The 24,486-nt window shown below is 66.3% G+C and carries 18 protein-coding genes and 2 pseudogenes; 7 read left to right on the plus strand and 13 right to left on the minus strand.

All coding sequences use genetic code 11. From position 1 onward, the window contains the following. Positions 1-36: 36 nt before the first annotated feature. The 8 genes and pseudogenes from ACUXVA_RS06970 to ubiE form a co-directional block, all read right to left on the minus strand. Complete coding sequence (locus ACUXVA_RS06970; protein ID WP_265080956.1) at positions 37-759, minus strand: nucleotidyltransferase family protein; 723 nt, start codon at positions 757-759, stop codon at positions 37-39. A gap of 141 nt (positions 760-900) precedes the next feature. Beyond that, a complete protein-coding gene (locus ACUXVA_RS06975) occupies positions 901-1,221 on the minus strand; it encodes a PilZ domain-containing protein (protein WP_265080955.1) in 321 nt (106 codons plus the stop codon). A gap of 100 nt (positions 1,222-1,321) precedes the next feature. Further along, positions 1,322-2,845 carry a tRNA (adenosine(37)-N6)-threonylcarbamoyltransferase complex ATPase subunit type 1 TsaE gene (gene tsaE, locus ACUXVA_RS06980; RefSeq protein ID WP_445491417.1) on the minus strand — a complete coding sequence of 508 codons (1,524 nt, stop codon included), beginning with the start codon at positions 2,843-2,845 and terminating at the stop codon, positions 1,322-1,324. After that, positions 2,842-5,364: an ATP-binding protein gene (locus ACUXVA_RS06985; protein WP_445491419.1), complete on the minus strand. Its 2,523-nt coding sequence runs from the start codon at positions 5,362-5,364 to the stop codon at positions 2,842-2,844. The genes tsaE and ACUXVA_RS06985 overlap by 4 nt, the downstream gene beginning before the upstream one ends. 176 nt (positions 5,365-5,540) lie before the next feature. Further along, complete coding sequence (gene dut, locus ACUXVA_RS06990) at positions 5,541-5,999, minus strand: dUTP diphosphatase (RefSeq protein ID WP_265080953.1); 459 nt, start codon at positions 5,997-5,999, stop codon at positions 5,541-5,543. Next, positions 5,996-7,426: a bifunctional phosphopantothenoylcysteine decarboxylase/phosphopantothenate--cysteine ligase CoaBC gene (coaBC, locus tag ACUXVA_RS06995; protein ID WP_265080952.1), complete on the minus strand. Its 1,431-nt coding sequence runs from the start codon at positions 7,424-7,426 to the stop codon at positions 5,996-5,998. Before coaBC ends, dut begins: the two co-directional genes overlap by 4 nt. A gap of 66 nt (positions 7,427-7,492) precedes the next feature. Then, positions 7,493-9,062 (minus strand): annotated as a pseudogene (ubiB, locus tag ACUXVA_RS07000) (2-polyprenylphenol 6-hydroxylase). Then, positions 9,059-9,820: a bifunctional demethylmenaquinone methyltransferase/2-methoxy-6-polyprenyl-1,4-benzoquinol methylase UbiE gene (gene ubiE / locus ACUXVA_RS07005; RefSeq protein WP_265083897.1), complete on the minus strand. Its 762-nt coding sequence runs from the start codon at positions 9,818-9,820 to the stop codon at positions 9,059-9,061. Before ubiE ends, ubiB begins: the two are co-directional and overlap by 4 nt. 94 nt (positions 9,821-9,914) lie before the next feature. On the opposite strand from ubiE, the gene mutM reads away from it, so the two are divergent. Together mutM and ACUXVA_RS07015 are read left to right on the plus strand one after the other, a co-directional pair. After that, positions 9,915-10,796 (plus strand): bifunctional DNA-formamidopyrimidine glycosylase/DNA-(apurinic or apyrimidinic site) lyase, encoded by an 882-nt coding sequence (gene mutM, locus ACUXVA_RS07010; protein WP_265080950.1) that lies wholly within the window; start codon positions 9,915-9,917, stop codon positions 10,794-10,796. Positions 10,797-10,945: 149 nt separating this feature from the next. Then, on the plus strand, positions 10,946-11,533 hold the full coding sequence (locus ACUXVA_RS07015; RefSeq protein ID WP_265080949.1) for a VOC family protein: 588 nt from the start codon (positions 10,946-10,948) through the stop codon (positions 11,531-11,533). A 31-nt stretch (positions 11,534-11,564) separates the two neighbouring features. On the opposite strand, the pseudogene ACUXVA_RS07020 reads toward ACUXVA_RS07015, so the two are convergent. Continuing rightward, positions 11,565-11,780: pseudogene (locus ACUXVA_RS07020) on the minus strand (CorA family divalent cation transporter); the annotation flags it as partial. A 77-nt stretch (positions 11,781-11,857) separates the two neighbouring features. After that, positions 11,858-12,097: an antitoxin gene (locus ACUXVA_RS07025; protein WP_265083896.1), complete on the minus strand. Its 240-nt coding sequence runs from the start codon at positions 12,095-12,097 to the stop codon at positions 11,858-11,860. Positions 12,098-12,591: 494 nt separating this feature from the next. Between ACUXVA_RS07025 and ACUXVA_RS07030 the strand changes: the two genes are divergently transcribed. Both ACUXVA_RS07030 and ACUXVA_RS07035 read left to right on the plus strand, forming a co-directional pair. Next, positions 12,592-14,934, plus strand: coding sequence for a TonB-dependent siderophore receptor (locus ACUXVA_RS07030; protein ID WP_445491423.1), 2,343 nt, complete (start codon positions 12,592-12,594; stop codon positions 14,932-14,934). A 40-nt stretch (positions 14,935-14,974) separates the two neighbouring features. After that, positions 14,975-16,141: a PepSY-associated TM helix domain-containing protein gene (locus ACUXVA_RS07035; RefSeq protein ID WP_265080947.1), complete on the plus strand. Its 1,167-nt coding sequence runs from the start codon at positions 14,975-14,977 to the stop codon at positions 16,139-16,141. Between the two features lie 32 nt (positions 16,142-16,173). Here the strand turns inward: ACUXVA_RS07035 and corA are convergent, their stop codons facing one another. Then, positions 16,174-17,181 carry a magnesium/cobalt transporter CorA gene (gene corA, locus ACUXVA_RS07040; protein ID WP_265083895.1) on the minus strand — a complete coding sequence of 336 codons (1,008 nt, stop codon included), beginning with the start codon at positions 17,179-17,181 and terminating at the stop codon, positions 16,174-16,176. 191 nt (positions 17,182-17,372) lie between these two features. Here corA and ACUXVA_RS07045 point away from each other — a divergent pair, with 191 nt between their 5' ends. Together ACUXVA_RS07045 and ACUXVA_RS07050 are read left to right on the plus strand one after the other, a co-directional pair. Next, on the plus strand, positions 17,373-17,540 hold the full coding sequence (locus ACUXVA_RS07045; RefSeq protein WP_265080946.1) for a hypothetical protein: 168 nt from the start codon (positions 17,373-17,375) through the stop codon (positions 17,538-17,540). 284 nt (positions 17,541-17,824) lie between these two features. Next, on the plus strand, positions 17,825-19,321 hold the full coding sequence (locus ACUXVA_RS07050; protein WP_445491426.1) for an acetyl-CoA hydrolase/transferase family protein: 1,497 nt from the start codon (positions 17,825-17,827) through the stop codon (positions 19,319-19,321). Between the two features lie 18 nt (positions 19,322-19,339). Here ACUXVA_RS07050 and ACUXVA_RS07055 read toward each other — a convergent pair whose 3' ends face one another. Next, complete coding sequence (locus tag ACUXVA_RS07055) at positions 19,340-21,304, minus strand: methyl-accepting chemotaxis protein (RefSeq protein WP_445491428.1); 1,965 nt, start codon at positions 21,302-21,304, stop codon at positions 19,340-19,342. 399 nt (positions 21,305-21,703) lie between these two features. Here ACUXVA_RS07055 and ACUXVA_RS07060 point away from each other — a divergent pair, with 399 nt between their 5' ends. Further along, entirely contained in the window at positions 21,704-22,492 is a 789-nt protein-coding gene (locus ACUXVA_RS07060; RefSeq protein ID WP_265080943.1) for a class I SAM-dependent methyltransferase, read from the plus strand. Positions 22,493-22,999: 507 nt separating this feature from the next. On the opposite strand, the gene ACUXVA_RS07065 is transcribed toward ACUXVA_RS07060, so the two are convergent. Then, on the minus strand, positions 23,000-24,445 hold the full coding sequence (locus tag ACUXVA_RS07065) for a DUF2252 domain-containing protein (RefSeq protein ID WP_445491430.1): 1,446 nt from the start codon (positions 24,443-24,445) through the stop codon (positions 23,000-23,002). Positions 24,446-24,486: the final 41 nt, after the last annotated feature.

Genomic DNA, 24,486 nt, shown 5'->3' on the forward strand with positions numbered 1-24,486 from the left:
CAGCAAGGTGGCGGGAGTCAGGGAGGAGGCGAGGTCTCAGGCCACGCTGGCGAGAAACGCCTCTTCGGCGGCATGCACGGCATCGGGCGTGCCGACATGCATCCAGACGCCGTCGAGCCGCAGCCCGTAAAGGCGTTCCTGCTCATTGGCGCGATCGAACAGTTGCGTCAGCGGGAATTCGCCGGCCGGCGCACCGGCGAAAAGCGCCGGCGACATGATCGCAACGCCGGCATAGACGAACGGCACCACCTGGTTTTCCCTGCGGCGGCGCAGCGTGCCGTCCGGCAGCATGGCGTAGTCGCCGGATCCGGAATAGCCGATGCTGCTGGCGGTCGGCGCCATCAAGAGCAGGATATCCATTTTCGCCGGGTCGAAGGCTTCGGCGAGCCGCGCCAGATTGGGCCGCACGCCGTCGATCCACATGGTATCGGCGTTGAGATGGTAGAACGGTTCGTTGCCCAGCAAGGGCAGCGCCTTCACCACGCCGCCGCCGGTGCCGAGCACCATGTCGCGCTCGTCGGAGATGACGACCCGGGGATTCGTGCGGGTGGCGACGTGATCGATGATCTGGTCGGGCAGGTAGTGCACGTTGACTACAGCTTCCTCGACGCCAACCTCGGCCAGCTTGTCGAGCACGTGGTCCAGCAGGGCGCTGCCGGCGACCTGGACCAGCGGCTTCGGCATGTGATCGGTAAGCGGGCGCATCCGCAGGCCGAAACCGGCGGCGAGGACCATGGCTTTGCGGGGTTTCACGGACATGATCGAATCGGTCTCGACAAATCGCTGGCGGTCTCAAATTCTGACCGGATCATAGCATGAGCCGGCCGGGGGTGCTTGAATCGATCAAGCCATAGGCGGAGGGCATGACGCCGATGCGACATCCTCCCGGGCGTCCACGGTTCAGGCGGTCTCTTCGCTCTCCGACCGCTTGGACTTTTTCTTCTTGTCGCCTTGCTTGAGGAAATTGACGCCGATCTGGTCGCCGTTGACCCAGGCCAGTTCGCAGCGGCGATAGGCCAGACCGGTCGATGACAGCAGCAGGAAGAACTCCTTGAGATGCAGCCCCTCGACCGAGCCCTCGACGGTCAGCTTGGCGCCAACCTCAGAAATGTCTTCCATGGTGCAGGCGCGACGCCAGGTGCCGTCGATGCCCATCATATGCGCCGGGAAGCCACGCTCGAATACGACGCGCTCACCCTTGCGCCGTTCTGTCGTTGCCATGTGCTCACCTCTTCCACCGGAACCGCCCAATCCCGCCGATCTCGACGGAATACGCACCCAAAATAGGCGCGCCGGGGCTAATAACCTGTAAAAGCACGGGTCAATTCAGCGGCGGTGGTACATTTGCCGCATACCAGGCCCGAAATGCGGCCAGAGTCGGGTGCGCCAGCGAGCGATTCAGATAGGTCCAGAGCCGTGGCTGGTGCCGCAGGTATTGCGGCTTGCCGTCGCGCCGGTTGAGCCGCGCGAAGGTGCCGAGCAGGCGGGTATTCCGCTGGGCCGACATGACCGCGTAAAGCTCGACGAAACCGGCGGGGTCAAAATCCGGATCGGCGGCGCGGCGGGTTTTGACATAGCGCGTCAGCAGGGTCAGTTCGAGGGATTCGGGGATGTCGATCCGGGCGTCCTGCAGCAGCGACACCAGGTCATAGGCAGCAGGACCGAGGACGGTATCCTGGAAGTCGATGACGCCGACCCGCCGGGTTTCCACACGGTCGGCGAGCCAGATCAGATTGGGTGAGTGGAAATCGCGCAGCACCCAGGTCTTCGGCGCCGCCGCCGGGATGGCCAGCAGCTCGCGCCACATGGCGATGAATTCCGCGTGGATCTCCGCGGGGGGCGCGGCGTCGCGATCCGGCAGGTACCATTCCGGCATCAGCCCGACTTCGACCAGCAGCGCCTCGGTGTCGAACACCGGAATGGCATAGCTGATCCCCGGCGCCACCTGCAGGGTCTCCGGCAATGTCTGGCCATGCAGCTCGGCCAACATGTCGGTCGCCGCCTGGTAGCGCTCGGCGATCGGCGCCGGGGGATCGCCTTCGATAAAGCTCGCGGTGCCGAAATCCTCGGTGATCAGGAATCCTGCGTCGAGGTCGGCGTGATGGATCGCCGGTGCAGAGAAGCCGAATTTGCGCAGGCCGTTGGCGATGGCCACGAACGGCGTCACTTCCTGCGCCAGATGCACCGCGGCGCTGTAGGACTTGCCGCCATAGGCGGCCGCGCCGTCCGGCTTGCGCGGCGCGTTCATCAGGATCACCACGCCGTCGTCGCGGGTCAGCCGCGCATAGGAGCGGGTCGAGGCGTCGCCGGCCATGCGCTGGCGTTTCGCGTCGAGGTAGCGCGCGCCATCGAGAAAGCCGCGCAGCGCCTGCAGGCGCGCGACCACGGCGGTGGCCTTGCCATAGCCGGTGATCTCGGCGGCGCGCGCCGACGAGCCCAGCGCCGGACGATGGCTGAGCGCGATGTCGATGCGGTCCTCGGGCAGCGCTCCGGGCGCGCGCTCCGGCCATTCGATCAGCGCCACCGCGCCGTCCGGCAGCGGCGACAGGCCGATCTCCTCGAGTTCGATGGGATCGTTGACGCGGTAGAGGTCGGCGTGAACCAGCGGGAACGACGGCAGCTCGTAACCCTGGACCAGTGTGAAGGTCGGGCTCGGCACTTCCAGCTCATCGTCGCCGGCGAGGTAGCGGATCATCGCCCGCGCCGCCGCGGTCTTGCCCGCGCCGAGATCACCGGACAGGGTGATGACATCGCCGGGACCGATCAGTAGCGCGAGATCGGCCATCAGGTCGGCGGTGGCGGCTTCGTTGACCAGCGCCAGCGAAAATGTCGCGGGTGCGCTCATTCGGCGGCGTTGCGATGCGCGGTCTGGTCGAGCGGGAAGTCGCAGGTGACGGTGGTACCCTTGCCGACGACGGAGTCGACCCGCACCTTGCCGCCATGCAGCTCGACGAAGGAGCGCACCAGCGACAGGCCGAGTCCGGCGCCGCGATGGCGTGAGCCGTTCGAATGGCTCTCGAACCAGTCGAATACCTTGTCCTTCACGTCAGGCGCAATGCCCGGCCCGGCATCGGTCACGGCGAACACCACATTGTGGTCCGAACGGCGGACGCTCAGGGAGATCGCTGCATCCTGCGGTGAGAAGCCGACGGCGTTGGCGAGCAGATTGTACAGCACCTGCACCACCCGGCGTTCGTCGCCGGTGAAATTTCCGATGCCGGGATCGACGTCGACCTGCAGCGTGATGCGGTCGCGCGCCAGCCGGTCCTGGATACCCTCGGCCGCAGCGTCGATGGTCTTGCGGATGTCGATCGGGCCGAGATTCAGCGTCATGGCGCCGGCGTCGATGGTGGCGAGATCGAGGATGTTATTGATGATCGCCAACAGCGCATTGGTCGAGGTGGTGATGTAGCTGAGATATTCGGCCTGCTTGTCGGTCAGCGGGCCGGTCGAGGGGTCGCTGAGGAAATGCGCGAAGCCGATGATGGTGGTGAGGGGCGAGCGCAGCTCGTAGGAGACGTGGTGGACGAAGTCGACCTTCATCTGGTCGGCGGCTTCCAGCGCCTCGTTGCGCTCGCGCAACGCGCGCTCGACGTTCTCGGCGTCCGAAATATCCTGGAACGTCAGCATGGTGGCGCCGTCGGGCAGCGGCATGGTCATGCAGCCCAGCACGCTGCCGTCCTTGCGCTCCAGCTTCAGCGGCACCGCGACGCGATTTTCGATGCCGGTAATGGCGCCGCGCAGGGTCTGCCAGGCCGAGGTGTCGTCGAACAGCGGCCGGCACCAGCCTTCCACGGTCTCGATATGCGGATGCTGCTGCAGCGCCTCGTCGGACAGCTTCCACATTTTCGCGAAAGCGGGATTGAACGACTGCGCGCGGCCGTTGCTGCCGAACACCGCGACCGCTTCGGCAAGGTTGTCCAGGGTCTCGCGTTGCACCCGGATCAACCCGTCGAAGCGCCGCGCCAGTTCGAGGCTTTCGGTGACGTCGTCGAACAGATAGGTGACGCCGCCTTCGGGATTGGGCGTGGTGACGATGCTGAGCGCGCGGCCATCCGGCAGATACCAGACATCCTTGGCGGGCTCGATGGCACGGTAGGCTTCATGCAGCTTGGTCTTCCAGGCGCGGAAATCCGGCTGCTCCGGCAACTTTCGCGCGGCACGGAGACGGTCGAGCACGCTGGAATCGTCAGGATTGTTGTCGAGGAAGGCGCGGTCGAGATCCCACAGCCGGCGATAGGAGTCATTGTAGAACGCCAGCCGTCGCTGTCCGTCGAACACCGCGACGCCGGATGACAATTGATCGAGGGTCCGGCGGTGCGCCTCCGCCATCCGCACCAGCGCGGCTGACAGCGCCGAGGCTTCGGAGGCGTCGATCGCCATGCCGGCGCTGCCGCCGGAGACATTGAGCGCGTGCACGTCATAGATCCGGCGCTCGCCGCCCATGACGATCGGCACACGCGCTTCGAACGGCTGGTTGTCGTTCAGCGCCTGGGCCATGTTGCCGCGGTCTTCGCTGTCGAGCAGTTCCAGGTTGCGGGTGATGGCGTCGGCGGGATTGCTGGCTTCGGTGGCGCGCGCGTAAGCGGCGTTGGCGAAGCTCAATGCGCCCTTGGCGTCCCTCGCCCAGATCGGCCACGGCGCTGCGGCGGCGAAGCCGCGCAGGGTTTCGGTCTCTTCCGACAGCTGCTTGTAGCGCAGCGTCATCTCGGCAAGTTCGCGGCGCAGGCCGCTGAGTTCTCGGATCCGAACGATGGCCTGGCCACCGATGGCGCGGCCCATGGCCTCGATGGCGCGACCTGTCGAAGTGGTGAGGTTGAGCAGAAATCCTTCGCCGGCATCGAGCAGCGCGTCGACCGCATGGTCCATCAGCAGCGCGGGCTCGGGCGACAGCCAGGTTCCAAAGGCCAGGATGCGCTGTGGCTGATGAGCCTGCGGATCTTGCGACATCACCAGGGACGTGTCGCCGGAGATTTCGGGGCGGGTGTCGCCCGCCGCCCATGAGATCAGTACCTGCGGTTCCGCAAACAGCAGTGCGCGAAAACGGTCGGCCTCGACCTGCAGCCCGTGCAGGTCGCTGCGTAGCCGCACCTCGGTCTTTGCAGCGCGGATTCGCGTGCGCATCAGCAGGATCGTGGCAACGACGGAAAAGCCGAGCACCGCCAGCGCCATGGTGAGCGCGGCGATCTCCTGGCGATCGAGTTCGAAAAAGGTAGCGAGATTGCCGTCGGTTAGGGGATCGGCGGCAGCGCGGGCTCCTGAGGTCGCCCAGACCACGGACGCGCCAAGGCCAACAACGCCGTCGCGCACCAGTGAAGTGCACGAAAGCAAAGTCCGACGCATCGCCGCGATCACGCCTGACATTATTCGCCCCAAAACCACACGAGTCCTCGACCGGCATCCCCCACCGATCGCGAATCGATTGACTTTATCCTCTTCGGGAGTCAGCGGGTAAGAGTCCAGACCGTGAACGCAAAGCGGCCGGCGGAAAAATGCGAGTCGTTTGAATTTAATTTTCGCGACGTGTGGCGAAAAGCGCGTCAGCGCCCGGTGGAACCGAAGCCGCCGCTGCCGCGCTCGGTCGCAGTCAACGCAGAAGCCACCACGAGTTCCGCGCGGGCGACCGGCGCGATCACCATCTGCGCGATGCGTTCGCCGCGGTGGATCGTGAACGGCGCAGTGCCGTGGTTGATCAGCAGCACGCCGATTTCGCCGCGATAGTCGGCGTCGATGGTGCCGGGCGCGTTGAGCACGGTGACGCCGTGCTTGGCGGCGAGGCCGGAGCGCGGTCGCACCTGTGCCTCGTAGCCCGACGGCAGCGCGATGGTCAGGCCGGTCGGCACCAGCGCGTGCTTGCCGGCGTCGAGAACGAGCGGCGCGTCGCCGGGTACCGCGGCCAGCAGGTCGAGACCGGCGGCATGGGCGGTCTGATAGGCCGGCAAAGCGAGTCCTTCGGCGTGGGCGAGTTGCTGGACATCGACGATGACGGGGGCGCTCATGACTTTTCTTTCGTGACGGTTTCGGCGATGCGCGCGACCAAGGCTGTCGCGACCTGCTCTTTGCTCATCGCCGGCCAGGAATCAACGCCGATGTCGCCGTCGTCGTTGCGCGTCAACAGATGCACGGTGTTGCGGTCGCCGCCCATGATACCGGTCGCAGGCGAGACATCGTTGGCGACGATCCAGTCGCAGCCCTTGCGCGCGATCTTGGCTTTCGCATTGTCGATGAGGTGTTCGGTTTCTGCGGCAAAGCCGATCACCAGCGGCGGCCGGTTGTCGTGCAGCTTCGAAACCGTCGCGAGGATATCGGGATTCTCCGTGAGCTGCAGCGGCGGCAGCGCCTTGCCATCCTTCTTCAGCTTTTGCGCGCCCTCGCTGACCACGCGCCAATCGGCGACGGCGGCGGCGAAGATCGCGATATCGACGGGCAGAGCGGCTTCGACAGCGGCGAGCATGTCGCGCGCGGATTCGACCCGCGTCACCGTCACACCAGCGGGATCCTTCAATTCCACTGGACCCGACACGAGCACCACCTCGGCGCCGGCCGCGGCCGCCGCGGCTGCGATGGCATAGCCCTGCTTGCCGGAGGAGCGATTGGCGATGTAGCGCACCGGATCGATCGGCTCGTGGGTGGGGCCTGCGGTGATCAGCACGCCCCGGCCCTTGAGTGGCTGCGCCTGCGGCGGTCGCAGCATCGCATCGGCGGCGTTGGCGATCTCCGTCGGCTCGGCCATGCGGCCAGTGCCGGCTTCGTTGGCTTCGGCCATCTCGCCGGCATTGGGGCCGATCATCGCGATGCCGTCGCGCTGCAACTGCGCGACGTTGCGGCGGGTGGCGGCGTTGTTCCACATCAGCGGATTCATCGCCGGCGCCAGCAGGATCGGGCGATTGGACGCGAGCAGCGTCGCGGTGGCGAGGTCGTCGGCATGGCCATTGGCCATCTTGGCCATCAGGTCGGCGGTCGCCGGCGCGACGATCACGAGATCGCATTCGCGCGCGAGGCGGATGTGGCCGGCGTCGAATTCACTCTGCGGATCGAACAGGTCGGTGTAGCAGCGCTCGTTGGACAGGGCGGAGGCCGCGAGCGGGGTGACGAATTGGGTTGCGGCGCGGGTCAGCACCACCCGGACATGGATGTGCCGCTCCTTCAGCCGCCGGATCAGGTCGAGCGCCTTGTAGGCGGCGATGCCGCCGCCGATGATCAGGGTGACGCGGGGCTGGCCGGTCACGTTCCGGGGCTGCGGCGGGGCGTCGTTCGGGGTCGAAATTTCTTGCGACGGCGTTGCGGCAAACCCGGGGCGATTTTGCGACGCGTCGCGCAGGATCACCCGCACCTCGTCCTCCACCGACCGGCCGTTGCGGGCGGCGCGGAGCCGCAATTCGTCGCGGATGGCGTCGTCGAGTTTCCGGATTGTCAGGCTGGCCATGGTCGCATCCACCGTCGTTTGATTGCAATGCTATCACATAATGAAAGCACTGCAATCAATTCGGCGTCAGCGCACCGACAGGAGGATGCCGATGAAGGTCAGCGCGATGACCCAGATGCCGACGGTGCGCCAGCGCGACTGCCGTGCCCGTGCCCGGGCAATCGCTGCGATGGTTTCGGCGTCGAGCCGCATCCCGTTGCGGCTCATCTCTTCCAGCTGCTCGAGCGCCGCCACCGCGCGCGTCGCGATCGCCGGCAGGCCGGAGACGATGCGACCGAGTTCGCCGGCGCCGGACATGGCGCCCTGGATCTTGCCGAGCGGTCCGAGGTTGCGTTCGATCCATTCGCGGACCACGGGGTCAGCGACCTTCCAGATGTCGAGCTTCGGATCGAAGCTGCGCGCGACGCCCTCGACCACCACCATGGTCTTCTGCAGCAGGATCAGCTCCGGCCGCGTGCGCATGTCGAACAGGCCGGTGACCTCGAGCAGCAGGGTCAGCAGCTTGGCCATGGAAATTTCTTCGGCCGTGCGGTTGTGGATCGGCTCGCCGATGGCGCGGATGGCCTGGGCGAAATTCTCCACCGAGTGATGTGCGGGCACGTAGCCGGCCTCGAAATGCACTTCGGCGACGCGGCGATAGTCGCGGGTGATGAAGCCGAGCAGGATCTCGGCGAGGAAGCGACGTTCCTTCATGCCGAGCCGGCCCATGATGCCGAAGTCGACGGCGACGAGGCGGCCGGAGTCATCCAGAAAGAGGTTTCCGGGATGCATGTCGGCGTGGAAGAAGCCGTCGCGCAGGGCGTGGCGCAGAAAACTCTGGATCACCTTGCGGCCGAGATCGGGCAGGTCGACCTGCGACGCCGCGAGCCGCTCGTGATCGTTCAGCGCGATGCCGTCGATCCATTCCATGGTGAGCACGTTATGCGAGGTGCGGTCCCAGTCGACCTGCGGCACGCGGAAGTCGGGATCGTCGCGAGTGTTCTCCGCCATCTCCGACAGAGCGGCGGCTTCCAGCCGCAGGTCCATCTCCATGGCGACCGAGCGCGACATGATATTGATGATCTCGATCAGCCGCAGCCGGCGCGCCTCGGCTGAGAACTGCTCGGCCTTGTTGGCGACGAAGAAGAAATCGCCGAGGTCGCGGCGGAAGCGCGCGGCAACATTCGGCCGCAGCACCTTGACCGCGACGGAGCGGCGCGCGCCTCTGTGCTCGACCTCGGCGCGATGCACCTGGGCGATGGAGGCCGCCGCCACCGGCGGGCCGAAGCTGGTAAGCGAGCTGCGCCACCGGGCGTTCCAGCGACGCCGCGACCACGCCTTCGGCTTCGGTCATGGAGAACGGCGGCAGCCGGTCCTGCAGGCTTTCGAGATCGCGGGCCATGGCGACGCCGACCACGTCGGGCCGCGTTGCCAGAAACTGTCCGAGCTTGAGATAGGCCGGGCCGAGCCGCGTCAGCGCGCGCGACAGCCGCGGGCCGGACTTGACGCCCGGCCGCTCGATCAGCCGGGCGATGCGCAGCGCGAGCTGGCCGGGCGGCGGCACCAAGGAGGGATCGACGACGCCGAACACGCCTTCGCGCGCGAACACGAAACCGGCGCGGGCGAGCCGCGCCATGTGGGTGATGGCAGAGATCACAAACGCCAGCCCGAATGCAGGGCGACGATGCCGCCGGACAGGCTCTGATGATTGACGCGGGAAAAGCCGGCGCTGCGGATCATCTCCGAGAAAATGTTGGGCCTGGGAAACTTGCGGATCGATTCCACCAGATACTGGTAGGATTCGGCGTCGCCGGTCACCGCCTTGCCCATCGGCGGGATCAGCTTGAACGAGAACAGGTCGTAGATCCTGTCGAGGCCGGGGATGTCGACGGCGGAGAATTCCAGGCACAGGAAGCGGCCGCCGGGCTTCAGCACGCGATAGGCTTCAGCGAGCGCGCGGTCGATGCGCGGCACGTTGCGGATGCCGAAGGCGATGGTGTAGGCGTCGAAGCTCTTGTCGGGAAACGGCAGTTCTTCGGCATTGCCCTCGATGAAATCGACGCGGTCGTCGAAGTGCTGGGCGATGGCGCGTTCGCGGCCGACGTCCAGCATCCCCGAATTGATGTCGCAGACGGTGGCGTGGAAGCCATAGCCGGAGGCCTTGGCCGCGCGAAACGAGATGTCGCCGGTGCCGCCGGCCACGTCGAGCAGCGCGAACGGCGCGTCATTCCGCGGCGGGTTGAGCGCCTGGATCATCACATCCTTCCAGACGCGATGCAGCCCCATCGACATCAGGTCGTTCATCAGGTCGTAGCGCTTCGCCACGCTGTGGAACACGTCGTTCACCAGCGTCTGCTTGTCGTCCACGGGGACGTCCCGGAAGCCGAAATGGGTGGTTTCGCCGCCCTTATCCATGGTTTTCATCCAAAAGCCTCATCGCGGCGGACCATAGCGTGGCCGCCGCAATGGCGCTATCACGTCCCCGTCTCAAGGTGAATGACATAGAAGCATGCCCGAACTCCCCGAAGTCGAGACCGTCCGCCGCGGCCTGCAGCCGGCCATGGAGGGTTTTCGCATCGACCGCGTCGAACTGCGCCGGCCCGACCTGCGGTTTGCCTTCCAGCCGGATCTCGCCGCCCGGCTGACCGGGCGCACGGTCACCAGCCTCGGCCGCCGGGCAAAGTACCTGCTGGCGGACCTCGATTCCGGCGACGTGCTGCTGATGCATCTGGGCATGTCCGGCTCGTTTCGCGTGGTGTCCGACGGCACGCAAGCGATGCCCGGCGCGTTCCACCATCCGCGCAGCGACGAGCGCGCCCACGACCACGTGGTGCTGCACATGTCGTCGGGGGTCTCGATCATCTACAACGACCCGCGCCGCTTCGGCTTCATGAAGATTTTCGCCCGCAGCGAGATCGAGAACGAACCGCTGCTGAAGGACCTTGGCCCCGAGCCGCTCGGCAACGCCTTCGACGCAGCGATGCTGGCGTCAGCCCTGGCCGGCAAGAAGGTCAGCCTGAAGGCCGCGCTGCTCGACCAGCGTGTGGTCGCCGGCCTCGGCAATATCTATGTCTGCGAGGCGCTGTTCCGGTCGCATCTGTCGCCGCGCCGGCTGGCCGCGACGCTGTCGACCAAGAAGGGCGAGCCCACCGAGCGCGCCGCCAAACTGGTCGAGGCGATCCACGCCGTGCTGAACCAGGCGATCAAGGCCGGCGGCTCGTCGCTGCGCGATCACCGCCAGACCTCCGGCGAGCTCGGCTACTTCCAGCACTCGTTCCAGGTCTACGACCGCGAAGGCGAGCCGTGCCAGACCGACGGCTGCGGCGGCATCGTCAAACGCTTCGTGCAGAACGGGCGCTCGACGTTCTGGTGCCCGAAGTGTCAGAAATAAGTGACGTTCGGTAACGATTCGATGCAAGGCATCCGGGCAATTGGCGGCAGCAGGACGCTACAGGCCTCTGGAATTCGGCGCATCGATCCGTAATACTATCCCTGTGATCCGCGACGCCGTCCAATGAGCGTCGCTATCCGGAGAAAACGATGATCCGTCATCCCATTCACATTCCGCAGCTTCATCACGTGACGCTAAAGACCACGCGCATGGAGGACATGGTTGCGTGGTACGGCGTTGTTGCCGGCATGAACGTGCATTTTGCGTTTCCCGGCGGCACCTGGCTGAGCAATGATAGTGCCAACCATCGGCTGGCTCTGCTTGCCAGCCCTGCGATCTCCGATGATCCCGCTAAACTGGCGCACACCGGGTTGCATCACATCGCCTTCGAATTCGCCGACATGGATGGCCTGCTCGACACCTATGCGCGTCTCAAGGAGGACGGCATCGAGCCGCACATGGCGCTCGACCATGGCATGACGCTGTCGATCTATTACGTCGATCCCGACGGCAACAGCGTCGAACTTCAATGCGATACGTTCGGCGACTGGGAGCTCTCCACGCAATGGATGAGGACCTCGCCCGAATTTGCCGCCAACCCGATCGGAGTCGCCTTCGACGGCGACCGTCTGCTGGAAGCGCGAGCGGCGGGCGCCACCGCCGAGGAAATCCACCGCCGCACCTATGCCGGCGAATTCCTGCCGAGCGGGCCGCTCGACTTGCGGATGCCGCTGTAAAGCAAGCGCTTTTTGTTTCGCAGCTTGCGGCTTACAGCCACCCGTAATGCCGGAACCGCAGATACAAGAATCCGCAGATCGCCGCGATGCCGCCGATCACCGTGTGGTAGCCGTATTCCCATTTCAGCTCTGGCATGTGCTCGAAGTTCATGCCGTAGATGCCGGCGACGGCCGTGGGCACTGCGAGGATCGCGGCCCAGGCGGCGAGGCGGCGGGTGATCTCGTTCTGCTGCGACTGGCCGGCCACGGGCGCTCGCGGCCCATCCTTCGAGGCCGTCGCTGCGCGACGGCGCCTCAGGATGACGGCGTGTCTGTGGAAACGGCTCAAAGCATGTTGCCCCGTACTGGCGCCAGTCCCTCGTCGACGTCTGGGAACGGTTCAGTAAACGGCTCCATGCTGTCGAGCAGCGCCAGCAAGCCGCGTTTGCGTACCAGCTCGATTACCAGTCGGTCGCCATCGCGATGCATGATCGCCTTATCGCCGGGCAATTCGAATTCAACGGGGATACGGACGGCCTGGTGGCGGCCAATCCGGAATAGCTTGACGCGGCGTGGATCGGCCATCGGCGCCTCCGTGGCATAGGCCGCAGCATGTGCCAGGACTGGCACGATTTCCAGTCCTGCCTTCTGGTCGATCACCCAAGGGAAGGGCGCGCTGAACGGGCGTCAACGGTCGCGGTGTCAGGTGAGCGGATTGTGTGGAACTCTCCGTCGTCATCCTGAGGCGCTCGCCTCTTGGCGAGCCTCGAAGGATGCGGCGCCGGGTGCCTGCGGCCCATCCTTCGAGGCCGTCGCTGCGCGACGACGCCTCAGGATGACGGCGTAGTTTGTGGAAACGGCTCGGCAGAACCGTCGCGGCTGTTGGCGCCGCCGCCTCTCAACAAACTCCGGTCGTTTTCACAATCGCCGCATGCGGCTCACGATGCGGTGGCGTGACCTCGCAGTTCCTTCATCTGCCCCTCGCCTTAGAGCGATTCAAATCCTGCCTTGTTCATTTACGGCCGCGCGGCTGGTAGACGCAGCGACGACGATTGATCCCGGATTTGGAAGTGAACGACGTGACCACCCAAGCAGCGCGCCGCGACGGCAGGCTTCGACATTCCTTCAGCCGCCGCGCGCCGTTGCTGGCGGGGGCAGCGTTCCTGCTGGGCGACCTGTCATCGGGCGCGGCGGTGGCGCAGGCGCAATCGGGCGTTGCCTTGCCCGCCGTGACCGTGGATGCACCGACGCAGAAGAAGCGGCCGGCGCAGGCGGCCGCGGCGCCCGTCCGCAGCGCATCGCGCGCGGCGGCGCGCCGGCAGACCCGAAACATTGAGGCTGCGGAGCCGACGCCGACGGAACGCGCCATCGCCGCGGCTGCGGCGAAATACGAACAGATTCTCGGCTATCGCGCGATGCCCAGCGCGACCACCCTGCGCGGCGTCACTTCGCCGCTCGACGCCGCGCAGACCGTCAACGTTGTGCCCGAACAGGTCATCAAGGACCAGTTGCCGCGCAACCTCGACGACGCTCTGGTCAACATATCAGGCGTCACCCAGGCCAATACGCTGGGCGGCAGCATGGACGCGGTGATGCGGCGCGGTTTCGGCGACAATCGCGACGGCTCGATCATGCGCAACGGCATGCCGCTGGTGCAAAGCCGGTCGCTCAATGCGGCGGTGGAGAGCGTCGAGGTGCTGAAGGGCCCGGCCTCGATGCTCTACGGCGTCATCGATCCCGGTGGCGTGGTCAACACCATCAGCAAGCGTCCGGACCTCTATCAGCACGGTTCCGTCTCGGTGATGGGTTCGACCTATGGCGGCGGCAAGGACGGCGGGAATGCCGCGTTCGATCTGACCGGGCCGATCGGTAAGGACGGCCTCGCCTATCGTTTCATCGCCTACGGCGTCAACGAGGACTACTGGCGCAATTTCGGCCGTACCCGGGAGACCCTGATCGCGCCGTCGCTGGCCTGGTATGGCGACGCCACCACGGTGCATCTCAATTTCGAGCACCGCGAGTTCCTCTATCCGTTCGACCGCGGCACGCTGCTCGATACCCGCACCAAGCAGCCGCTCGCCATTCCGGCGACGCGCCGCATCGACGAGCCCTTCGACAACACCTGGGGCGTCTCCGACCTGATCCAGGCCTCGGTCGAACACCGGTTCAATGCCGACTGGAAGCTCAACGCCGCCTACAGCTACAATGCCGAGACCTCCGCCGCCAACCGGCTGCGCACCACGGCGGTCAATCCGGTGACCGGTGTCGCGACCCGCAGCAATGACGGCACCGGGGGCTCGCTGTCGCAGGACAGCTACGGCACCGCTTATGTGCAGGGCGGCTTCTGGCTCGGCGAGATGCGCAATGAAGTGCTGTTCGGCGGCGACGCGCAGTACCGCGTGATCTACCGCAAGGACCTGTACCGCCAGAACGTGTCCAGCGTGTTCAACGTCTACAATCCCGTCTACGGCCTGATCTCGCCGGGCACCACGGTCTCGCCCGCCGACAGCGAGCAGACCGACAAGCTCGCGACCCGCGCGCTGTTCTTCCAGGACACGCTGCATCTGACCAACCAGCTCGCGCTGGTCGGCGGCGTCCGCTACATGCAGTTCGAGCAACTGGCCGGCAAGGGCCGGCCGTTCGTCACCAACACCGACCTCACGGGCGACAAGGTGCTGCCGCTCGGCGGCATCATCTACAAGCTCACCGACCAGGTCTCGCTCTATGCCAGCTATACGCAGTCACTGAAGCCGACCTCGACCATCGCCGCGTTCTCGTCGAGCCTCGCGAATTTCGTGGTCGGCTCCAACCTCCCGCCGGAGGAAGGCACCCAGTGGGAGACCGGCGTCCGGTTCGACATCAACAAGCGGCTGTCGGGCACCGTGGCGCTGTACGACATCGAGAAGAAGAACGTACTGGTGACGCAGCTCAACACCGGCACCGGCCTGCTCGAGGCCCGCGCCGCCGGCAAGGTGCGCTCGCGCGGCGTCGAGGTGGATGTCACCGGCAAGCTGACTGACGGCTGGAGCATGATCGGCAGCTATGCCTACACCGACGCGCGCGTCACCGAAGATCCGGTGTTCAAGGACAATGCGCTGCAGAACGTGGCGCTCAATACCGGCTCGCTGTATCTGGTCTACGACTTCGGCACCACGCTGCCCGGCCGGCTGCGACTCGGCGCGGGCGGCCACTACGTCGGCGACAGGCCGGGTGATGCCGCCAACAGTTTCGTGCTGCCGTCTTACGCCGTCGCCGATGCCTTCGCGACCTATGAAACGAAATACCAAAATCTGCCGGTGACCTATCGGCTGAACGTCAAGAACATCTTCGACAAGGTGTATTACCCGTCCGCGGCGAGTTCGATCTACGTTGCGGTCGGCGATGCCCGGCGGTTCTCGCTGTCGGCGACGGTGGCGTTCTGATGCCGGCGCGCAGCGGCATCGCCGGCGCGAGGCGCGCGCCATGAGCCATCGTCCGGTCAAGGCTGCGCTGCTGCAGGTCCATTCCGTGATCGGGCTGGCCGTTGCACTGGTGCTGTCGGTGATCGGGCTGACCGGCGCGACGATGAGTTTCGAGGACGAGATAGGCGCCTTCATGAATGCCGATATCATGAAGGTCGAGGCGCGCGGCGCGCCGATGCTGACGCCGGATGCGCTGGTGGCGCGGCTGCAGGCGACGCAGGATCTCGGCAAGGTGTCCGCCGTGACGCTGTCCAGCGATCCGTCGGTCGCAGCGCGCATCCGTTTTGCGCGTGGCGGCGACGGGGCGCGACCGTCCTCGGTCTATGTGGATCCCGCCGACGGCCGTCTGCTCGGTGCGCCGCGCGGCGAGGACTTCTTCGCCACCGTGCGCAAGCTGCACCGCTGGCTGCTGCTGCCCGGCGACGGCAAGGGCGTCGGCCGGACGATCACCGGCGTGGTGGCCATCTCGCTGTTCGTCATGCTGGTCTCCGGCCTGGTGCTGCGCTGGCCGCGCCGGGTCCGCAGCATCAAGACCTGGCTGAAGCCGAATTTCGCCATGCGCGGCCGCGGCTTCCAGTGGTCGCTGCATTCGGTGGTCGGCACCTGGGTGCTGCCGATCTATCTGGTGATCGCGCTCACCGGGTTGTGGTGGTCGTTCGACTGGTACAAGGACGGCGCCACCTGGCTGCTCGGCCGGCCGGCGACGGCGACGAAGATGCAACCCAAGGCGCCGCCGCGCCCGGCAAATGCCGAAGCGCCGGTGCCTTCCTTCGATCGGGTGTGGTCGACGTTCCTGCGCGAGCAGGGCGACCGCTACGCAACGGCGCAACTGACGCTGCCGCCGCAAGGCACGGCTGTGCGCGTGCGGTCCTGGGCGCGCGGCTCATGGCACGAGGGCTCCCGCGACGAATTCCGCATTGATGCCGCCAGCGGCCGCGTGCTGTCGGCCGAGCTGTATGCCGACAAGCCGCCCGGCGAGCGCGTGCTGGCCAGCGTGCTCGATATTCACAGCGGCGCCATTCTCGGCTGGCCCGGCCGGCTGCTGTTCATGCTGGCGGCGGCGTTGATGCCGCTGTTCATGGTGACGGGGTTCTTGCTCTATCTGTCGCGGCGGAAACTCCGGCAGGGCGCAGCGCCCGTACGCGGGGCGCTCGTCGCCGGCGAATGACGGCCCGGGCGTCGTGAACTCGTCCGGCGCGCTCACAGCCAGCCGTAATGCCGGAAGCGATAATACAGGAAGCCGCAGATCGAGGCGATGCCGCCGAGCACCATATAGTAGCCGTAGGCCCATTTCAGCTCCGGCATGTGCTCGAAGTTCATGCCGTAGATGCCGGCCACGGCGGTGGGCACCGCGAGGATCGCGGCCCAGGCGGCGAGGCGGCGGGTGATCTCGTTCTGCTCGGACTGGCCGGACATCAGGCTGGCCTCGAAGGCGAAGGCCAGCACCTCACGCAGCGCGTCGATGTCTTCCTGGGCCCGGTTGATATGATCGAGCACGTCGCGGAACAGCGGCCGCATCTCGGGATCGACCAGCACCACGTCGGAATGTTCGAGCCGGTGGCAGACGTCGACCAGCGGACCGACGGCACGGCGCAGCTTCAGCAGTTCGCGGCGCAGCTTGTAGAGACGCTCGAACTCCGAATGATGCAGCTTGCGCTGCAGCACGCGGTCCTCGAGCTGCTCGACCTCCGCCTGGATCGCCTCGATCACCGGCAGGTAGTTGTCGACGATGAAATCGATGATCGCATAGAGGATGTAGTCCTCGCCGCGGGTCAGCACCGTCGGGCAGGCCTCGCAGCGCTGGCGCACCGCGGCGTAGGAGGCCGAGGCGCCGTGGCGCACCGAGACCACATAGCCGCGGCCGACGAAGATGTGCGTCTCGCCGAAGCCGATTGCGCCGTCGACCATCTGCGCGGTGCGCGCGACGATGAACAGCGCCTCGCCATATTGCTCGACCTTGGGATGCTGGTGCGCCTTCGAGGCGTCCTCGATGGCCAGCGGATGCAGGTCGAACTGGACGCGGATCTTTTCCAGCAAAGTGGTGCTGGGCTCGAACAGCCCGATCCACACCACGTGGCCGGGCTTCTGCGACCAGGCCTTCGCCTCTTCGACGGGAATGTCGGCCACGCGCCGACCGTTGGCGTAGACGCTGGAGGCGATGACGCCGGCCTCGCGCGGGGCCTGTTCCGGTAACTTGCTGCCGTGCACGGCATCCCCCACGTCGGTCGCGTCTGGCACTATGCTATGCGCAATAGACGCGCGGGAGAGCTGAAAGTTTCGTGACGCCGCTGCCAGGGGGACGGTTCGTCCGTACGGCTCTGAGGACCTGGTGTTGACCCTGGTCAATCCGCGGACCGCGGTTTCGATGCACCCTGTGAGCCCGCTGCAAGGAGTCTCGCATGAAACGCAAACCGGTATGGGGTCTGCTGGCCGCGCTGATCGCGGTCGTCGCGGGCCACCCCGCCGCGGCGTTCCTGATGATGCCGCACGCCACCATGCCCAATCCACCGCTCAGCCGAAACGATGCCCGCGACATCGCCGCCTTCATCATGACGATGAAGAATTAGGGCGCAGCCCGTTACGAGGTGTCCGGCCGGAGGGAGGAGTGTCCGCCGCCAACAGCAGCGTGCCGATGATCAGAAGCGCAATGATGATCTTGATGTTCATCGTCAGCCCCCGCCGACCAACCTCGACATAATTTTCGCCCGTCCGCGCAACAGAGCATGCGATGCGCGACAAGCAATTGCGGCAGGTCAAATGCCTGTGTCGGCATGCCCCCTAAAGGACGGGATGTTCGCCGATGCCGGCCAGGCCGGCCGTCGGGCGACGTTTTTTCTCTCAGGGAGGTTCCATGGCGGGTGGCAGAGCGCGGATCATGTCGTCGGCGTTTCGGGCAAAGCTCATGTCCGCCGACGATGCCGCGGCGCTGGTGCCGCACGGTGCCAATGTGGGCATGAGCGGCTTTACCGGATCGGGCTATCCGAAGGCCGTTCCGCAGGCGCTCGCCCGCCGCATCGAGGACGCCCACGGGCGTGGCGAGCCGTACCGGATCGGGATGTGGACGGGGGCTTCGACCGCGCCGGAACTGGATGGCGCGCTGGCCAAGGTCAACGGCATCGAGCTGCGACTGCCCTACCAGTCCGACCCGATCACCCGCGAGCGCATCAACTCCGGCACCATGGACTATATCGACATCCATCTCAGCCATGTGGCGCAGCACGTCTGGTTCGGCTTTCTCGGTCATCTCGATGTCGCGGTGGTCGAGGTCGCCGCGATCCTGCCCGACGGCCGGCTGGTGCCGTCGACCTCGATCGGCAACAACAAGACCTGGCTCGACCAGGCCGACCGCATCATCCTCGAAGTGAACACGGCGATGAACCCTGCGATGCAGGGCATGCACGACATCTACTATGGCACAAGGCTGCCGCCGCACCGCACGCCCATCCCGATCCTGGCGCCGGGCGACCGCATCGGGGAGACCACCTTTCGCTGTGATCCCGCCAAGGTCATCGCGGTGGTCGAGACCGATGCGCCGGACCGCGACACCAGCTTCGCGCCGCCGGACACGGTGTCGAAAGCCATCGCCGGGCATATCCTGGAGTTTCTCGGCCACGAGGTGAAGCGCGGCCGGCTGCCGCCCGAACTACTGCCGCTGCAATCCGGCGTCGGCAACGTTGCCAATGCCGTCATGGCCGGGCTGGAGGATGGCCCGTTCTCCGGGCTCACGGCCTATACCGAGGTGCTGCAGGACGGCATGCTGGATCTGATCCGCTCCGGCCGCATGGTGCTCGCCTCCGCCACTGCCTTGTCGCTCAGTGCGGAAGCGGCCGGCGTGTTCAACCGTGAACTCGAACAGCTGCGCGACCGCATCGTGCTGCGGCCGCAGGAAATCTCCAACCATCCCGAGGTGATCCGGCGGCTCGGCGTGGTTGCCATGAACGGGATGATCGAGGCCGATATCTATGGCAACGTGAATTCGACCCACATCCGCGGCACCAGCATCATGAACGGCATCGGCGGCTCCGGCGACTTCGCCCGCAACGCCTATCTGTCGATCTTCATGACGCCGTCGACGGCCAAGCAGGGATCGGTATCATCGATCGTGCCGATGGCCACCCATGTCGACCACACCGAGCATGACGTGCAGGTGGTGGTCACCGAGAACGGCCTTGCCGATCTGCGCGGCCTGTCGCCCAAGCAGCGGGCGCGGATCATCATCGCCAACGCGGCGCATCCGTCATTCCGTCCGGCGCTCACCGACTATTTCGAACGCGCCTGCCTGACGTCGCCGGGCAAGCATACGCCGCATCTGCTCGACGAGGCGCTTCGCCTGATCCGGCCGGTCTGATCGCCGGCATCGCCCGGCTCATCCCACGCCGGCGATGAAGCGCTCGATTTCCAGCGACAAATGGCCGGACTGGCGGCCGAGATCGTCGGTGGTCTGGCGCACCTGGCCGGCCGCGGCGACGGTACCGGCCGCTGCGGCCCGCACCTCGTTGATCTGGGTAGAGACGCGGTCGGTCAGCAGCGCAACTTCCTGGGCGTCGCGCGACACCTGGTTCATGGCGTTGACCTGGCCCTGGATGGCCTGGGTGATGGCCCCGGTCAGCCCGTCGACCTCGCGGATGCGCGCGCCGATGCCGTCCATGGCGAGCACCGCCGACTCCGTGGCGGCCTGGATGGCCGACACCTGCGCGGTAATCTGACCGGTGGCGGTGGCGGTCTGCGACGCCAGCGATTTGACTTCGCCGGCGACGACGGCGAAGCCGCGTCCGTGCTCGCCGGCGCGCGCGGCCTCGATCGTCGCGTTGAGCGCCAGCAGGTTGGTCTGCGCGGCGATGGTGGTGATGACGCCGACCACTTGGCCGATTTCGGCGGCGGCCACCGACAGCCGCGCCACGTTGCGGTTGGTGGCCTCGGCCTCGCCGACCGCGTCGGCCGACAGTTTCGAGGACTGCTCGACCTTGGTCGAGACTTCCGCAAGCGAGGTGCGCATCTCTTCCGATGCTCCGGCCACCGAATTGATGCTCTCCGCGGCCTGCTGCACGGCGCGCGCGATCTCGTCGGTGCGGCGCGTCGCGTCGGTTGCCGTCTCGGTCATGGCATCGGCGGCGACAACCATCTGCTGGTTGGCCCCGGCCACCGTATCGAGCGTGCGGCCGACCGATGCCTGGAAGTCGCGGCACAGGACGCCGAGACGCGTCGCCCGTTCGATGTCATTGGCCTGGGCGGCCTGGCGCTCGGCGTTGGCCAGTTCGGACGTGATGGTGCCCAGGCGCAGCGATTCCAGGGTCTCGGCCATGGCCGAAAATTCGTCGTCGTCGCCGACCTGCGGCACCGGAGCCTCGTATTCGTGCCGCGACAAATGTCCGATGGCCTCGTTCAGGGTCCTGACCGGCTGGATCACGCGCCGACGGATCAGCCGCAGCACCAGCGCCGCCGCGGACAGCATCAGCAGCGTCACCGCGATGGTGGCGACGAGGGCAAACCGCGCCGCGTCGTATTGTGTTTCGGCGCGCTGCTGCATCAGGTCCAGCGCAGTCCGCGCAACCGCCATGATCGGCTCGAACGGCGCGTTGCACAGCGTCGTCCATTGCGCCGGGGTGACCGACGATGCCGATCCCTTGCCGAGCTCGCGATAGACGGCGTCGCGCGCGGCCATCGAGCCGCTGAAATCACGTTCGCCGGCGGTCACCGCGCTCGCCAGTTGCGGCGGGACGTCGCTGCGGACCATCAGGCCCTTGAGCGCGCTCCAGCCGGCCTCGTCGGCGCCGCGCAACCGCCCGATGGTGGAGAGGTTGGCAGGTGACAGGGGTTCATTCGCAGCGACGCTGCCGCGCAGCGCCGAGCATTCGGAGCCGGCTGCCTCGCGGATGCTCCAGGCGGTCTGACGCGCCGCGACCAGCTCCGCCACATAGGGATCGGCAAGTCGCGCCTCGGCCGCGACACGGAGCGATGCGTCGTTCAGATTGTCGAGCACGCGGGTCGTCGACTTGTACCAGACGTCGGTATCCGCAACCTTGCGGGTCGGCTTCGGCTTCGCGGCGGCCGCGCCGAGTTCCTGCCACTTCTGCTCGGTCTCGCTCCAGCGCGTTCGCAGATCGGCCACCAGGGCATCCAGCGCGGCACCGCCGATGCGCGGGAGAACCGCGACGGCCTCCAAATATTTCGTCGTCCCTCGCGCGCGCAGCTCAGCGAATTTTGCCGAGGGATCGTCCAGATTCAGCAAGACGGTCTGAGCCTCGCCGCGCGACAGGCGCAGCACCTGCATGGTGTTGAAGACCGTGCGGTCGGCCTCGGCAAGTGTGACCAGTCGGCTCGCGGCGGTCATATCGCCGAAATTCGTGACGAGCCGCAGACCGAGCAGAACGACCACCACTGCGGTCAGGCCAAGGAAAGCGCCGTTGAGCAGGCTGCCAACACGGCAATGAAATCCGATCTCGCATAATCTATCCGTGCATTCTGCAAATGAATAAATTGCATGGCGACTGCCGTTGCTGCGTTGCACGCTAGTCGAAGAGCGTTAATTTTATGGGAACCGTTTAGCGTCCGATTAACGGTGTTTATATCCTGTGCGGCGCCCTCCGGCGGGCAGGAAGAGGTCGGTGCCGCGTCGTGGCGGGCTCAAATATCGTAGAGCGGACTCTGGGGCGCAGCTCGACAGTCCGGTGCCGGACATGGCAGGACTACGCCGTTGCCGGGACCGCCAGGCCATGCAGGGATTCAGCCGATGAACGACGCTTCCATCCGCTTCAACGACGGTGCCGCCTATGAGCGGATGATGGGACTGTGGAGCCGGCTTGCCGGCGATATCTTTCTGGACTGGCTGAAGCCGTCGCCCGGCCTGCGCTGGGTCGATGTCGGCTGCGGCAACGGCGCCTTCACCGAGGCGATCGTGCAGCGCTGCGCACCGGCGGAGATCCAGGGCATCGATCCCTCCGAGGGGCAGATCGCCTTTGCCCGCACCCGCGCCGCGGCGCGTCCCGCCGTGTTTCAGCTCGGCGACGCCATGGCGCTGCCCTACGCCGACAAGGCATTCGATGTCGCGGTGATGGCGCTGGTGATCTTCTTCGTGCCCGATCCGGCGAAAGGCGTCGCCGAAATGGCGCGGGTGGTGAAACCGGGCGGCATGGTGGCGGCCTATGCGTGGGACATGGACGGCGGCGGCTTTCCGCTCGAACCGGTGATGCGCGAGTTGCGCGCCATGGGCTTCGTGCCGTCGATGCCGCCGAGCATGGATGCGTCGCGCAGCGAGAACCTGCAGCGGCTGTGGCGTGCGGCGGGCCTGCGCGAGGTCGAAACCCGCCGCATCGATGTGACGCGTAGTTACGACGACTTCGAGGATTTCTGGTCGGCCTCGACCGCGGGCACCACGGTGAAGCCGACGGTAGCGGCGATGGACCCGGACGTGCTCGCCGAGTTGAAAGCACGCGTCCGCGCGCATCTCACCGAGGATGCTTCGGGCCGGGTCAGCTACGCGGCCTTCGCCAATGCGGTGAAGGGCAGCGTGCCGGCATAGCTCGGCTTAGAGTCTGATCCATCAAGATTGAACCGGATCATCGTGTCCCGGACGCGGTACGGCATTCTTATGCCGCTCCGCAGACCCAGGGACCGTACCAAACTCCCGAGTGCGTGGCGGTCCCGGCTCTGCAGTGCATGACGCCTTCTGACGGAGGCGCATAGCACTGCGTCCGGGACACGGTTCAAGCGAATGGAATCCGACTCAAGGGAAAACGCTGCTATTCTAGCGGCACCGCGAGACGGCCGATCAGCGCCACGACTTCATCGAGATCCCGGGTTTCGCGATGCTCCAGCAACATGGCCAGCTTGCGCACGCATTCGTCGTCGCTGGACAGCCAGGCTGGCCAGCGGAGCGAGGGTGTCGGCCTGGGAGGACTGGGCGTGGGGCATGGGATCACCTTCATTCCGAGGGTCAGCCGACCGGTCGCACGGCGCGAATCGATCAGCCTTGAACGAAGGTATTGAGGCGCGCCTTTCTCAATCGTTAAGTTCCGTGCTCGCGTGACTACGGCGCCTTGCTGCGCGATGCCGATGACTTGCCGGCGTTCGTGCCGCGCGTCTTGCGGGCTTTCTTGCCGGCGTTCTTGCGGGTGGGCGTTGTCTTGTTGCGCGACTTGTTATTCCTGGCTTTGACCAGGGCCGCATGATCGAGGATGGTCTGGTCGGCATAGGCCATGGCAAAGGCGGCAATGGCGTCGTCGAAGGCCGCGGTCTTGCCCATGTAGCCGGTGATGATCGCGGCGTCGCCGGAGCGCGCGTGGGCGCGCGCAAGGGTACGGCCGCACAGAGCGGCGTAGTCCGCCAGCGCCTCGCCTTCGCCGATGTCGCTGACACCGCCGAGCCGGCGGTTCTTCAGGGTCCGGATGTAGAAATCCCGGCCCGAGGCGTCATCGCGGGCATAGCCGAGGAAGATGTCGCTGGCGGCCTGCATCATGCGCTGACCCTCGACGACGCGGCGGCCCTGGTTGCCCTTGTAGGACGGCCTGCCGCCGAGCCGTTCCAGCACCGACTTTTGCGCCTGCTTGATCTGCAGGAACAGCGGCTCGCCGTCGCCGGTGAGGAACAGGCAGACGTAGCAGTAGGTCCCCACCGAGCCGACGCCGACCGCCTTGAATGCGAAGTCCTGCAGGGTGAAGCGGTCGAGCAGCCGTTGCCGGTCCGGCCACAGGTCCTTGCGATAGCTGGCGAGCACGCCGGCGATATCGATGCGGTGATGGGCATCTCGGCGCGAATCCAGGTGGAAGATGGTCGGCGGCTTGTCGACGATCCGCGGCGCGTCGCCGGCGGTGAGATGCGGAAAGTTGTCGTCCAGCGCCAGGCCTTCGCCGCGCGCCTTGTCGATGATCGACGCGAGCTTGCGCTGCAGGCCGGCATGGCCGATGGCGCCGATCTCCTCCTCGAGGTCGATGCGGCTGTGCCAGATTTCCAGCGGCGACATTTTCGACAGCGCCGCCATGTGCCAGCGATAGGCCTTGACCGTGCTGGCGGCCAGCGCGCGCGACTGCTTGCGCGACGCATCGGTGGCCAGTGCGGCGACCGCCACGCTGGCCGCCAGACGCTTGACGTCCACGGTAAAGTCGATGCCGGCCAGCGTCTCGTCGAAATCGTTGACGTCGAACAGGATGTTGTCTTCGGGAGTGACGAAGGCGCCGAAATTCATCAGATGGCTGTCGCCGCCGGCCTGCACCGGGATGCCGGCCATCGGCTGGCCGGCCAGATCGGTTGTCATGATCGCTGCCGCGCCGCGCAGGAACGCGAACGGGCTGGCTATCATGCGCTTGTAGCGCTCCGGGACCAGCTCGGGGACGCGGTCGGCATCGCTTTCCGCCAGGATGGCCACGGCGCTGCGCGCCAGCGGACCCTTGAACTCGGCATGGGCCTCGCGAGGCGTCTTGCGGCGCAGCGCCTTGCCCTGCTTCAGTCGCTCCGCCCGATTGCTCAACGTGGTCATGATCGCACCCCTGGTGTCGCCGCTGTCACGACGCTCGGGCT

This window comes from Rhodopseudomonas sp. RCAM05734, from assembly GCF_052658035.1.

Bases quoted from the DNA above. Each gene is read 5' to 3' on its own strand.
- ACUXVA_RS06970 (WP_265080956.1), bottom strand. From the start codon at position 759: ATGTCCGTGAAACCCCGCAAAGCCATGGTCCTCGCCGCCGGTTTCGGC.
- ACUXVA_RS06975 (WP_265080955.1), bottom strand. From the start codon at position 1,221: ATGGCAACGACAGAACGGCGCAAGGGTGAGCGCGTCGTATTCGAGCGT.
- tsaE (WP_445491417.1), bottom strand. From the start codon at position 2,845: ATGAGCGCACCCGCGACATTTTCGCTGGCGCTGGTCAACGAAGCCGCC.
- ACUXVA_RS06985 (WP_445491419.1), bottom strand. From the start codon at position 5,364: ATGTCAGGCGTGATCGCGGCGATGCGTCGGACTTTGCTTTCGTGCACT.
- dut (WP_265080953.1), bottom strand. From the start codon at position 5,999: ATGAGCGCCCCCGTCATCGTCGATGTCCAGCAACTCGCCCACGCCGAA.
- coaBC (WP_265080952.1), bottom strand. From the start codon at position 7,426: ATGGCCAGCCTGACAATCCGGAAACTCGACGACGCCATCCGCGACGAA.
- ubiE (WP_265083897.1), bottom strand. From the start codon at position 9,820: ATGGATAAGGGCGGCGAAACCACCCATTTCGGCTTCCGGGACGTCCCC.
- mutM (WP_265080950.1), top strand. From the start codon at position 9,915: ATGCCCGAACTCCCCGAAGTCGAGACCGTCCGCCGCGGCCTGCAGCCG.
- ACUXVA_RS07015 (WP_265080949.1), top strand. From the start codon at position 10,946: ATGATCCGTCATCCCATTCACATTCCGCAGCTTCATCACGTGACGCTA.
- ACUXVA_RS07025 (WP_265083896.1), bottom strand. From the start codon at position 12,097: ATGGCCGATCCACGCCGCGTCAAGCTATTCCGGATTGGCCGCCACCAG.
- ACUXVA_RS07035 (WP_265080947.1), top strand. From the start codon at position 14,975: ATGAGCCATCGTCCGGTCAAGGCTGCGCTGCTGCAGGTCCATTCCGTG.
- ACUXVA_RS07045 (WP_265080946.1), top strand. From the start codon at position 17,373: ATGAAACGCAAACCGGTATGGGGTCTGCTGGCCGCGCTGATCGCGGTC.
- ACUXVA_RS07050 (WP_445491426.1), top strand. From the start codon at position 17,825: ATGGCGGGTGGCAGAGCGCGGATCATGTCGTCGGCGTTTCGGGCAAAG.
- ACUXVA_RS07055 (WP_445491428.1), bottom strand. From the start codon at position 21,304: ATGACCGCCGCGAGCCGACTGGTCACACTTGCCGAGGCCGACCGCACG.
- ACUXVA_RS07060 (WP_265080943.1), top strand. From the start codon at position 21,704: ATGAACGACGCTTCCATCCGCTTCAACGACGGTGCCGCCTATGAGCGG.
- ACUXVA_RS07065 (WP_445491430.1), bottom strand. From the start codon at position 24,445: ATGACCACGTTGAGCAATCGGGCGGAGCGACTGAAGCAGGGCAAGGCG.